At 57.5% G+C, this 12,130-nt stretch carries 12 protein-coding genes; 7 read left to right on the forward strand and 5 right to left on the reverse strand.

The features are described from left to right. The first annotated feature begins 14 nt into the window (after positions 1–14). A complete protein-coding gene (gene ligA / locus BQ8290_RS11165; protein WP_337661337.1) occupies positions 15–2,132 on the forward strand; it encodes an NAD-dependent DNA ligase LigA in 2,118 nt (705 codons plus the stop codon). After that, positions 2,132–2,635 carry a CinA family protein gene (locus tag BQ8290_RS11170; RefSeq protein WP_108790234.1) on the forward strand — a complete coding sequence of 168 codons (504 nt, stop codon included), beginning with the start codon at positions 2,132–2,134 and terminating at the stop codon, positions 2,633–2,635. The genes ligA and BQ8290_RS11170 overlap by 1 nt, the downstream gene beginning before the upstream one ends. On the opposite strand, the gene BQ8290_RS11175 is transcribed toward BQ8290_RS11170, so the two are convergent. The 4 genes from BQ8290_RS11175 to BQ8290_RS11190 are packed head-to-tail and all read right to left on the reverse strand — an operon-like array spanning position 2,632 to position 5,869. Next, positions 2,632–3,315 carry a TIGR02117 family protein gene (locus tag BQ8290_RS11175; RefSeq protein ID WP_108790237.1) on the reverse strand — a complete coding sequence of 228 codons (684 nt, stop codon included), beginning with the start codon at positions 3,313–3,315 and terminating at the stop codon, positions 2,632–2,634. The genes BQ8290_RS11170 and BQ8290_RS11175 overlap by 4 nt on opposite strands. Continuing rightward, positions 3,305–4,216, reverse strand: coding sequence for a 50S ribosomal protein L11 methyltransferase (locus BQ8290_RS11180; protein WP_108790240.1), 912 nt, complete (start codon positions 4,214–4,216; stop codon positions 3,305–3,307). Before BQ8290_RS11180 ends, BQ8290_RS11175 begins: the two co-directional genes overlap by 11 nt. Beyond that, positions 4,213–5,154, reverse strand: coding sequence for a subclass B3 metallo-beta-lactamase (gene bla / locus BQ8290_RS11185; protein WP_108790243.1), 942 nt, complete (start codon positions 5,152–5,154; stop codon positions 4,213–4,215). The genes BQ8290_RS11180 and bla overlap by 4 nt, the downstream gene beginning before the upstream one ends. Beyond that, positions 5,144–5,869 carry an SDR family oxidoreductase gene (locus tag BQ8290_RS11190; protein WP_108790246.1) on the reverse strand — a complete coding sequence of 242 codons (726 nt, stop codon included), beginning with the start codon at positions 5,867–5,869 and terminating at the stop codon, positions 5,144–5,146. Before BQ8290_RS11190 ends, bla begins: the two co-directional genes overlap by 11 nt. Positions 5,870–5,977: 108 nt before the next feature. On the opposite strand from BQ8290_RS11190, the gene sdhC reads away from it, so the two are divergent. The 5 genes from sdhC (at position 5,978) to BQ8290_RS11215 (ending at position 10,678) form a co-directional block, all read left to right on the forward strand. Next, the gene (gene sdhC / locus BQ8290_RS11195; RefSeq protein WP_108790249.1) at positions 5,978–6,364 is read left to right on the forward strand and encodes a succinate dehydrogenase, cytochrome b556 subunit; all 387 of its coding nucleotides are present in this window, start codon (positions 5,978–5,980) and stop codon (positions 6,362–6,364) included. 5 nt (positions 6,365–6,369) lie between these two features. Then, entirely contained in the window at positions 6,370–6,756 is a 387-nt protein-coding gene (gene sdhD, locus BQ8290_RS11200) for a succinate dehydrogenase, hydrophobic membrane anchor protein (RefSeq protein ID WP_108790253.1), read from the forward strand. Next, positions 6,756–8,600 (forward strand): succinate dehydrogenase flavoprotein subunit, encoded by a 1,845-nt coding sequence (gene sdhA / locus BQ8290_RS11205; RefSeq protein WP_108790256.1) that lies wholly within the window; start codon positions 6,756–6,758, stop codon positions 8,598–8,600. The genes sdhD and sdhA overlap by 1 nt, the downstream gene beginning before the upstream one ends. Positions 8,601–8,725: 125 nt before the next feature. Then, the gene (locus BQ8290_RS11210; protein WP_337661338.1) at positions 8,726–9,340 is read left to right on the forward strand and encodes a hypothetical protein; all 615 of its coding nucleotides are present in this window, start codon (positions 8,726–8,728) and stop codon (positions 9,338–9,340) included. 357 nt (positions 9,341–9,697) lie between these two features. Continuing rightward, positions 9,698–10,678: a C13 family peptidase gene (locus tag BQ8290_RS11215; protein WP_108790262.1), complete on the forward strand. Its 981-nt coding sequence runs from the start codon at positions 9,698–9,700 to the stop codon at positions 10,676–10,678. A 12-nt stretch (positions 10,679–10,690) separates the two neighbouring features. Here the strand turns inward: BQ8290_RS11215 and BQ8290_RS15190 are convergent, their stop codons facing one another. After that, a complete protein-coding gene (locus tag BQ8290_RS15190) occupies positions 10,691–12,103 on the reverse strand; it encodes a peptidylprolyl isomerase (RefSeq protein ID WP_337661339.1) in 1,413 nt (470 codons plus the stop codon). Between the last annotated feature and the right edge of the window lie 27 nt (positions 12,104–12,130).

The following is a 12,130-nucleotide window of genomic DNA, read 5'->3' on the forward strand; positions in this document are numbered from 1 at the left end:
ACAACTCTAATTCAATGCCTGCCACCGAAGCAGACGCTGCCAACGAACTCATGCGCCTCGCGCGGCAAATCGCGCGGCATGACAAGCTCTATCACGCGCAAGACAACCCTGAGATCACCGATCAGGAATACGATGCGCTGGTCCGCCGCAATCGCGAATTGGAAGAGGCATTTCCGCATCTGATCCGCCCGGATTCTCCCTCGCAAAAAGTCGGTCACGACATCGCCGCCTCGCCGTTGTCTAAAGTGACGCATGAGCAGCGCATGATGAGCCTCGACAACGCTTTTAACCGCGAAGAAGTGGCGGAATGGACGCAGCGAATCCGGCGGTTTCTGTCGCTGCCCGAAGACTCTCCGGTGGCGATCACAGCGGAGGATAAGATCGACGGTCTGTCCTGTTCGCTGCGATATGAGAACGGCAAGCTCGTGCGCGCCGCAACGCGCGGGGATGGGCAGGTCGGCGAAGATGTGACCGCCAATGCGCGGCACATTTCCGACATTCCGCAACAATTGCCCGCTGGCGTTCCCGAAGTCTTTGAAGTGCGCGGCGAGGTTTACATGTCGCGCGCCGATTTCGCCGCGCTGAACGTGGCGCAGGAAGAAGCGGGCGGAAAATTGTTCGCCAATCCGCGCAACGCCGCCGCCGGTTCGTTCCGGCAAAAAGACGCAAGTGTTACGGCCCGGCGGCCGCTGAAGTTCTGGGCCTATGGCTGGGGGGCGGCAAGCGACGTTCCCTGCGACACTCAACATGACATGATGCAGATGATTAAGGGCTGGGGCTTTCCCTTGTCGCCCTTTCTCACTGTCACCGACAGCGTCGATGCGATGATCGCGCATTACGGCGAAATCGGGCGGCAGCGGCCGGACCTTCCCTATGAAATTGACGGCGTGGTCTACAAAGTTGATCGGCTTGATTACCAACAACGGCTAGGCTTTGTCGCAAAGGCGCCGCGTTGGGCGTTGGCGCATAAATTCCCGGCGGAGCGCGCTGAGACCACTCTTGAATCCATCGATATTCAGGTCGGGCGCACCGGAAAATTGACCCCGGTGGGCAGGCTGTCGCCGGTTCTGGTCGGCGGGGTGACGGTCACCAATGTGACGCTGCATAATCGGGACGAGATCGAACGACTTGGCGTGCGGCCCGGCGATCGTGTGGTGATCCAACGCGCCGGCGACGTTATCCCGCAAGTGGTCGACAACCTAACCCGCGAAACGCAGCGCGACCCGTTTCAATTCCCGGAAAAATGCCCTGAGTGCGACAGCGAAGCGGTCGCCGAAGAGGGCGAAGTGGATGTCCGGTGCACCGGCGGGCTCATATGCCCCGCGCAACGCACACAACGATTGGAACATTTCGTCAGCCGCAAAGCGTTGGATATTGATGGGTTCGGGTCCAAAACCATCGCGCAATTCTTTGAAAGAGGTTGGCTGGAAAGCCCTGCGGATATTTTCAGACTGCGTGGGCGGAGAGAGGACATTCTCGCGCTTGAAGGGTGGCAGGATAAGTCTGTCGATAACCTGTTGGCGGCAGTGGAAAACAAACGATCGCCCGATGCTGCGCGGCTGCTGTTCGGGCTTGGCATTCGGCAGATCGGCGAAGTGACCGCGCGGGATTTGATGAAATCTCTGGGCGCGATCGGGAAATTAAGAGACGCCGCGCTCGCCTTTGATGAATACCGGACGAGCAATCCTCAGGCGGAAGATGAAAAACCATCGCCGTTCAAAGCGCGCATGGACAATGCAGCCAAGGACATATTCGGTGTGACCGATGGATTCGGAACCGCGGTTGCGCATTCGATCGCCGATTTCTTCCACGAACCTCACAATGTCGCGGTGTGGGATGGATTGCTATCCGAAGTGTCTCCGCCGGTTTACGAAGTCGAGATAGTCGAATCCCCAGTGGCGGGGAAAATCGTAGTCTTCACCGGCAAGCTCGAAACGATGAGCCGGGATGAGGCCAAGGCGCAAGCCGAACGATTGGGCGCAAAGGCGGCCGGTTCGGTTAGCGCAAAGACCGATATTCTGGTGGCCGGGCCGGGCGCAGGATCGAAATTGAAAAAGGCAGAATCGCTGGGCGTCGAAGTGATGGACGAAGCGGGCTGGGCCGAAATTGTGCGCAATGCAGGGGCGGGTTGATGGATTTTTTGAATGAACTTCACCCTCAGGCCGTGAGGATCGCCGAATTGTTGCGGGCGCGCGATGAGAAAATCGCTGTGGCCGATGGCGCGACAGGCGGATTGATTGGGGCGGCATTGTTGACGGTGCCGGGCGCGTTGGAATTCTATGTTGGCGGCGGGATCGTCTATTCCTTTCGCGCGCGGGACGTTTTGTTCAATCTGCCACGCGAAGCGTATGCAGGCATGCGGTCCGTGACCGAGGAATACGCCATCCTTCAAGCGGGCGCGATCCGTGATCAAATGGGCGCGCAATGGGGCATTGCGGAAAGTGGATCGGCGGGATCGAGCAAACATCCATTGGGCGTGGCATCGGGCAGGAGCATCACGGCGGTTACGGGTCCACAAGATTTTCAGATCACCCGTCTTGTAGAGACCGATAGTGATGATCGGATCGACAATATGGCGGCCTTCACCCGCAACGCGTTAAACCTGCTCGAAGAGGCGTTGATTCGCGTTGGTTAGGGCGCGTCCGGCACCCATTTCATCACGCCACCGGGCAATGGCGACCAGATCCCAACATTGACCCCGGCAGCGGCCAATTGGTCCGACGTCCATTGATTGCACGTGTTGCCAATGTGGTACGTGCCGTGCGCGCTGTAAAATACATCGTGCCATGAATATCCGGGTATGGTTTCGCGATTGTCTGCTTCGACCAATTGGCTCTCGATAGATTGCACCAAGGCGCGATATTCGCTCTCTCTTAGCCGCAAAACACGGTAATCATTGGATGCGGCGGGGCGGACGTAATAGGCCACATGCAACACCGCTTCACCGCCGGTCATCGCGTTGACCGCGGTGGTAACGGTAAGGTCGGTCCACTCTGGCGTTTCTAGGAAGAACGCCCGTTCACCCCAGCTAACCGCAACATGGGTGTAGGGGCGTGTGCCTACCCGGATGTCTTCAATAGAGAAGGTCGTGCGCCAGTCTTTTTCCCGTGTCACCAATGGCATCGCAATCTCAGTGTGTATGCCGTTGCTGCCGACCATGATTTCGATTGTGCGTTCATCGGCGGCGACGGGTTCCGTCCATTCGCCGTTGCGCCCCATCGATGATCCGATCCAGGCGACGAGAAAGAACAACGACACCATGCCAATCAGGCCGATGACGCTCCATTTCGCCGCAGCCTTTACCTTAACGAGCATTGCGTCGCCTCAACCATAAGATTGCCCAATCACCACGTTGAATATGCCCCGCCATGCGGAAGCCAACCCGTTTGTAGGCACGTCGCACGTCGGCTTCTTGATCTCCCGCCAACAATCCGGCGAGCAGGACGCTGCCGCCCGGCCGAACCGAAGCGGCGAAATCGGGCGCCAATTCGACCAATGGACCGGCCAGAATGTTGGCAATCAAAAGATCATAGGGCCCGCGCAATTGCAAAAGGTCATCGTCCATGCCCGGCGCGATCACCATCGTCATTTCGCCACGCCCAGAACCCATGGGGATATCGTTCAAGACAGCGTTATCGTCGACAACTTGCGCGCACACCGCATCAATATCGGATGCGGTTACTTCGGCGCTTGGCCACAAGGCCATAGCCGCAAACCCCAACAAGCCAGTGCCTGTACCGATGTCGGCGATCCGGCGCGCGACCAAACCGCTGGATTTGATGGTGCCCAGCATTTCTAAACAACCCGCCGTCGTTCGATGCTGTCCCGTGCCAAAGGCTTGCGCGGCGGGGATGATGAAATCGATGGCATTTGGGTCGGCGTCAAAATCCGGCGTGTGGACGTAGAACCGCCCGGCGCGAATTGGCTCCACACCTTGTTGGCTTAGCGCCAACCAATCTTCGTCGGGCAATTGCTCGACCCCAATTTCCGGGGCCGCCTCTTCAAACAAATTGGCAAAGGCGGATTTTTGTGCTGCCCCCGGTTCGCGCGGGTACCAACCTTCCAACACCCAATCCTGAGGGCGATCCTCGCTCACCTCGCGGCCTGAGATCACAAGGTCAAAGTCCCAATCATCGATATCATCATGAGCAAGCAACGCGGCCTGCACCACGATTTTGGGAGCATGGGCGGTTAATTTCCAGCTTGGCCCGCTCATTGATCCGATCCCGCTTCACGCGCAAGGCGAGCGTCGAGGTCGCGGCTCTTGCCGTCGGCGTATTCTGCGCAAGTCACCCCGCCGAGAAGCGTCCCCGTCGCAGCGCGCTCTATCATTCGGCTGTGAGAAGGGTGGGGGGTGAGCAAGATGTCGCAATCGAGGGCTTTGAGTCGAGCAATCCCGGCACGATACTCAGCAACATATTCAGGATGCTCGGAGAATTTGTAATCATCACGACTAACTGGCGAAAGACTGTCGGCGTAGACAATAGTTTTGCACTCTACGTCATCGCAGCTCTCCCATTGCCACGTAAGCGCACCCGGAGTGTGGCCCGGTGTTTCGATCGCGACCAATTCTATGTCTCCGACAGTCACCTTTTCGCCATTTTCAACGATACGGATGGTCATCACAGGCTGCATGGGTTCGTGCATTCCGTACTGAGGGTCACGAGGGTCTTGCTGGCCGAAGAACACGTCGGCAGCCGGCGCAGAGGCCACCACGTATGCACTCGTCGCTGATTGCATGAAGGCCAATCCGCCAACATGATCAAAATGTTCATGACTATGGAGGATCAGTTCAATGAGCGCAGGGTCGACGCCCAACGCTCTGATGTTCGCCAAGACGGTCTCGGCACCCTCCCTTGTGCCCGTATCTATTAGAACAGGGGCATAGCCGCCGGTTATCAAGATCGCCGCGATCCCGCATGTTCCGACGTAATAGGTGTCTGCGTGAATTTGGAATGGCTTTGCGGGTTTGTTCCAATCATCCCATTTCTCGCATTCACTGGAGAATTGAACAATGCCGCTCGAATGAAGGTCGCGTTCGCCGCCGACGCTTTCCGGCGCGCTTTCGGTTTGCCCGCTGGCGATGGGGGCACAGGCGGTTTGAGCAATGGTCGCCGAAGCCAGCAGCGATAAGGGGAGCAGTTTAGCGAACATAACTTGCTCCATTGGCATCAATGACGGCGCCCGTCATGCTTGCCGGTGCATCGAGAGCGCAAAAGGCGATGATGCGTGCAATTTCTTCGGGCGTTGCGACTCGGCCCAACGGGATGTCGGCCAAAAGACCTGCGCCGCCGCGGCTGTCTAAATAATCGTCCGCCATGGATGTGTCGGTAAAGCCGGGCGTGATTGCGAAACTGACAATCCCTTGGCTCGCATAGGCGCGCGCAATTGTCTTGTGCATGGCCACCATGCCGCCCTTGGCCGCGGCGTAATGCCAATGCGCTGGGGAATCGCCGCGATAGGCTGCGCGGCTCGCGACATGGACCAATCGGCCGCGCACTCCATCGGATCCCGGCGCGTGATTGTTCCAATGGCGCACAGCGAACCGGCTTAATTGCGCCGCCGCCGTTAAATTGATGCGCAATGTGTCCTCCCACCCATCAAGCCATTCAATATCCGACGAATCGATGGCGTTGGGGCTGAACAAACCGGCGTTGTTGACGACCGCAGAAATTGCACCTCCGCTTCGATCAAGCGCTTCTTCCCAAAGTAATTGCGCCGCCAATGGGTTGGTGAAATCGGCTGCGATGCAGGATGGATCGCCCGGGCGGGTCCCGTGACCAATTACGTTTACGCCCCTTTCGCTCAGCAATTTTTGTGCAGCAGCGCCGATCCCACGGCTTGATCCGGTGACAAGAATGTAAGTCATGCAAGCGACTATCATAAAATTTGCAAGGGAAGTCGAGCGCGCTGAGCTTGCCTCACGCGGACATTGCGCTAAGTGTGCGTGGGGGCAATCAAAACACATGGGACAATCATGAGCCAAAGACCGCTTTCTCCGCACCTCCAGATATGGCGGTGGGGTCCGCATATGCTGGTTTCAATCCTGCACCGCGCAACCGGAGACGGTATGGCTGTGGTGGGGCTGGGCGTTCTCGTCTGGTGGTTAGGCGCCTTGGCCAGTGGGCCGGCGGCTTACGAAACCTTCACCGAATTGATGACCACGCCTGTCGGCTGGGTCGTGATGGTGGGCCTGTCTTGGGCGTTTTTCACCCATATGATGAGCGGCCTGCGTCACTTCGTTCTCGATATCGGGGCCGGGTATGAGCTGGATACGAACAAGTTTTGGTCCATCGCTTCGCCGATTATCGCCATTGTCCTGACCGGAATTTTCTGGGCAGTAATTTTCCGCGTGTGGGAGTAAAGAGCATGGGTAACGGCACTTCCATCGGCCGCGTGCGCGGCTTGGGTTCTTCTCATCACGGCGCGCATCATTGGCTGACGCATCGTTTCAGCGCGATCACAAACCTCGTTTTGATGAGCTGGTTGATTGTTAGCATCGCGGTGTTGGGCGATTATTCCTACGGATCAATCGTATCTTGGCTCACCACACCGGTTTCGGCGATCGCGATGATCTTGTTGGTGATCAGCTTGTTTTGGCACGCCAAAATGGGTCTTGGCGTTCTCATCGAAGATTACGTTCCCGACGCCGGAACAAAATTCGGAGTGCTCATGGCGCTCAACATCGCGGCCATTGGTGGCGGCGCGTTCGGCGTGTTCAGCATTGTTATGCTTGTATTCGGAGGTCAGGCCTGATGGCTACGGCAGCAGCTCAAGACAGTTATAAGATTATCGACCACATCTATGACGTGGTCGTTGTGGGCGCCGGCGGTTCGGGTCTGCGCGCAACCACGGGCGCGGCCGAAGCAGGCCTGCGCACCGCCAACATTTCCAAGGTTTTCCCAACTCGGTCGCACACTGTGGCGGCACAGGGCGGCATCGCGGCAAGTTTGGGCAACAACACGCCCGATCACTGGACCTGGCACATGTACGACACCGTCAAAGGGTCGGATTGGTTGGGCGATCAAGACGCGATCGAATATCTCGTCCGCGAAGCGCCACAGGCGGTTTACGAGCTTGAGCATGCAGGCGTTCCGTTTTCACGCAACGAAGACGGCACGATCTATCAACGTCCATTTGGCGGCCATATGCAAAATATGGGCGATGGTCCCCCGGTACAGCGCACATGCGCCGCGGCCGACCGCACCGGTCACGCCATGCTTCACGCGTTGTATCAACAAAGCCTGAAATACGACGCGGACTTCTTCATCGAATATTTCGCGCTAGATTTGATTATGGCGGATGTTGACGGCGTTCAACAATGCGTCGGCGTGATGGCAATGTGCCTTGATGACGGCACGATCCACCGTTTCCGTGCGCAAAGCGTTGTTTTGGCGACAGGCGGCTATGGCCGTTGCTATTACACCGCGACGTCCGCGCACACATGCACCGGCGATGGCGGCGGCATGGTTCTGCGCGCTGGTTTGCCATTGCAGGATATGGAATTTGTTCAATTCCACCCCACCGGCATTTACGGCGCGGGTGTTCTCATCACCGAAGGCGCGCGCGGGGAAGGTGGGTACCTCACCAACTCCGAAGGCGAACGCTTTATGGAGCGGTATGCTCCTTCGGCTAAAGATCTCGCATCGCGCGACGTCGTTAGCCGTTCGATGGCTCTCGAAATGCGCGAAGGACGCGGGCAAGGGCCCGATGGGGACCATATCCACCTGCACCTTGATCACATCGATCCAAAGGTTCTGGCGGAACGCCTGCCGGGTATCACCGAAAGCGGAAAGATCTTTGCTGGCGTTGATTTGACCCGCGAAGCGTTGCCGGTCACGCCAACGGTCCATTACAATATGGGCGGCATTCCGTGTAATTATCATGGTCAGGTTGTGACCATCGGCAAAGACGGTCCCGACACTGTCGTGCCGGGCCTGTATGCCGTTGGCGAAGCGGCCTGTGTTTCGGTCCATGGTGCAAACCGTTTGGGATCCAATTCCCTGATCGATTTGGTCGTGTTTGGCCGTGCAACCGGCTTGCATTTGAAAGACAACCTCACTGCCGGTGCTGCGCAACCGGAATTGCCCGGCGACAGCAAAGAGTTTGCTTTGAGCCGCGTCGATCATTTCCGTTACGCAAAAGGCGGTTCGTCGACCGCCGATATCCGCGCGGATATGCAAAAAGGCATGCAAAAACACGCTGCGGTTTTCCGCGACAGCGCGCTTATGGAAGAGGGCGTCAAAGTCCTCGCCGAACAGAACAAGCGCATGGACGATATCCAAGTCACCGACACATCGCTTATCTGGAACAGCGATTTGATCGAGACGTTGGAACTCGACAATTTGATGAGCCAAGCGAACGTCACCATCGCGTCGGCTGCGAACCGGAAAGAAAGCCGCGGCGCTCACGCGCACGAGGATTTCCCCGATCGCAATGACAAAGAATGGATGAAGCACACCGTCACATGGTTTGACGGTTGGGGCGGCGGCGCCGGTGGCAGCGGTAAGGGCGATATGAAAATCGATTACCGTCCGGTCCACGAATACACGCTCACCGAAGACGCGAGCTACATCGAACCAAAAGCGCGGGTTTACTAATCCGACCCTTTTCTGGGCACTCTATTCCGGCGATCACGTGTTTCGCGCTGATCGCCGGAGGGTTCCTTGCCATCGCAGCGGGATTTACGTTCCCGGTTTACACCGACATCGACGCTTGGCGTGCTTTGACTAGCAACGATTGCGTTGCCGGCAGACCCATTCACGGTTGGTACGAACAGATGGCCGCATTGCGAACGTTGCGCCATCCGCTGATACAATCAGGCATAAGCCTTATCTTCGCTGGTGCGACATTGCGTGGCCTCGTCCATTTTTTTGGACGGGTTGATCGGTTCGCGCTGCGATCCCCGCCCAATCGATTGACCTTTTTCGCCATGGGCACCGGTGTTGTCGCGCTGAGTTGGTTTTCTCAGATGCAAAGCCTCTTCATAGACTTTGACCGGCATGAGTTTCCGTCATGCGCGGACACTCTGGCAATACCGATCTCTGGGATCACCGGTATGTATCTGATTGTGTTCGCGCTTTGCCTAGGGGTGGGGGCGTTGCTTTCATTGGGCCTGAATCCTTTGCCAACACCTCTGTTCGCTTGGCGCAAAGATCAACCGGTCAAAAGCGTCCTTGTGACGATACCGTTTGGCTGCATAGCGCTTGCCATAGTCTTTTTGGGGATCACTTCGGCTTGGACGTCCGCATTTATCGGGACCCCGGCGGCAATAGTTGCCGTGTTCCTAACCGAAGCAACGCGGTCCGCATTGCTTAACGAGCCGGATGTTCAGAGCTGAAACTAGGTTAGGCCGCCTCTAGCGTGCCAGAATTTCCGCCAGCATTGCGATGAAGCGTGCGGCTATCTTGTGAGGTTTTTCCTGTAGTTAAGCCCGTATTTTCAGACGTTCTCCGCCCGAATAGGCCGATTGTGGGAATGCTCGCAGAATGAGTGCTCATAGCGTGATCTTTCGAATTGCGGTTTTAGCAGAACGCTGCTTTTGACTGCTCTATGACCCTAGATAGGGCGGTTGCGGCCGCGCTTATTGTAGCGATCTGACATTCCGAACAATTGCCGGATCTGTACAATTGCCGGTATTCCGTTGGGATCGCATCACTCCCTTGACCGCGCTCCGCCGAAGGGGCAGCGTACCGCCATGCTCTTTCGTGTCGCTATTGGCATTGCCGCCTTGTCGCTTTGTGTTGTGCCGTTGTCCGCTCAATCTGAGCGACCGGCAAACCAGCCGCCTGAACACACAGAACCGTTCCCCAATCTGGGAACCGGCGGCAGCAGGGAAGAGATCGTCGAAAGTTTGGCATTGTCACCGCAATTGCGCCGCGGTGTTCCCGTGCAGGAAATGTTGGAAGATCAACGACGACTCAACCGATCGCTAACCGGACTGCAACCGCAAAGGCGCGGCACAGTGGACGCCTATGTCGTTACCATCGCTTTGGATAGCGATCCTGTGTTTGCCCGCGAAGCGCGCGAGGCGGGCCGTGTATTGTCGCGGCGATACGATGGGGCCGGCCGCACTTTGACACTAGCGGGTCCAGATGGCGCGCGTGATGATTTGCCGCGCGGATCAATTGAAAGCTTGCTGATCAGTTTGGCGCATATCGCAGAGGTAATGGATACAGAAGAGGATGTGCTGGTCCTCTACACGACCAGCCACGGCAACAAATTGGGACTGGCCTATCACTACGGCGACACGGGCTACGGGATCCTATCCCCTTCGCGATTGGCAAGCGCATTGGATGAAGTCGGTATCAAACGGCGGATCTTGGTGATCAGCGCGTGTTTCTCCGGCGTGTTTGTCCCTGCTTTGGCCGGTGCAAACACAGCAATCCTGACCGCCGCCGCATCGGAACGCAATTCATTCGGGTGCGAGCCGCAAAACGATTGGACGTTTTACGGTGATGCGATGATCAACCGGGCCATGCGCCAACCGCAACCGTTGAGCGAAGTGGCGCGAGCGGCCAATCGAACGGTCGCCGGATGGGAGACGCAGCGTCGGTTGCTTGCGTCTTTACCGCAATCCGCATTCGGCTCCGGCGTTGCGGCGTGGTTGCCGCAATTGGAGGCGCGGATGCCGCAAACGGCGACCGATCCGGTCGGGCGCCCCGCAATCGGCGAATAGCATGGGTTCGAATTATTGCGCCGTTGGCGGATCGGTGTCGACCACGCGCGCATCGATAATCGTAACCGGTTGGGCCAGCATTTGCCCCTTCATCCACCCTTCGCCCGCATCGGGATCAAGCGGCGCGGCGTGGATTGCCATCACAACGTCCATTCCGTCGGTAACGTAGCCAAAAACCGCATATCCATTCTGCCAGACGGGGTCATCGGATTCTGGCTTTGCGTCCAACCCTGTTTGGTCGCCTACCATGATCGAAAAATCACCATTGGCCGTTCCGGGCTCGCCCATCGCCATCGACAACGCACCGCGCGTGTGGCTCAATCCGGTGATCGTTGTCGGTTCATGAGGAATGCCGGGCAGAATCCGGTCAGGGTCCCATTGGGCGCCCCCTTGGATAAGACCGTTGGGACCATCGCCCCATTCGACATGCATTGCGCGGTAAAACGCGATGCCGTCAAACCGCCCTTCTTGGACATAGCGAAGGAAATTGCCGGCGGTGATCGGAGCGCGCTCCATTTCCAACGCGATCGTGATGGGCCCTATATCGGTGTTGAGGATCACATCCGTTGTCGTGAATTCCGCCGGTTCGCTTTGATCGTTTTCCGACCCAATGTTTGACGTGTCGCGTACAAAATCCAACCACCCTTGGTCCACCGGCTGATCCAGATCGCGCTGCAATTCAATCGCGCTCCGCATCGCATCTTTTGCGCCTGATTGGCCTGCATCGCGGCTTAGGATGGCCAGATTTGCAAAATCTTCGGGTCGAACTTCGCCGGTGGATACGAATTCTTGAAGACGGGCGATCGCCAGCGCGTTGGCGTTGCGAGCGATGGCCATATCGATCAATGTGCGCATCGCACCGCGTTCCTGCGCTTCTTCCAAAACGCCGCTTTCCATCAAACGGATCAACGCCTCTTCGCGCAGGACGACATCGCCGATAACGCCCGCCAGATTGTAAAGCTCGGTTCCCCCAGCAAGCCGTTCTTCGGGTCCAAATTCATCGTTGCTGACGAGGAAACGGTAAATGTCAGTCGCGGCGACAATATCGTCTTCGGCAACCGCATCGCGACCTTGTATCAACAAACACGACGCCCGTTCGCCAACCGCGTCATTGTCGCTGACACAGGTGGAAGTGATGCGCTTGTTGACCGGGTTCGCGCCGTGGAACGGGCTGATGCCTGATCCAGGTGTTAGGCCTGCAATGCCCGTTGATGTAGCAACATTGATGTCGCGGTACAGCGGTTCGCCCGGAATGCGCGACCCTGTTTGCGCACGGATTTCGGGATCGCTCGTGCTTCCTTCGACAATGATGGGTGTTTGCGAGGCGGCTTCTTCGGGATTGGCGATTTGCGATTCGTCGTCGGCTTGAACCTGCGCCAAAACCATCATGCTAAGCGGAAGGAGGAGGGGGGCAAGGAATGTCATTCGTCCTTTGATATCGGGTCTTTGCAG

This window comes from Erythrobacter sp. Alg231-14, from assembly GCF_900149685.1.
Lineage (GTDB): Bacteria > Pseudomonadota > Alphaproteobacteria > Sphingomonadales > Sphingomonadaceae > Erythrobacter.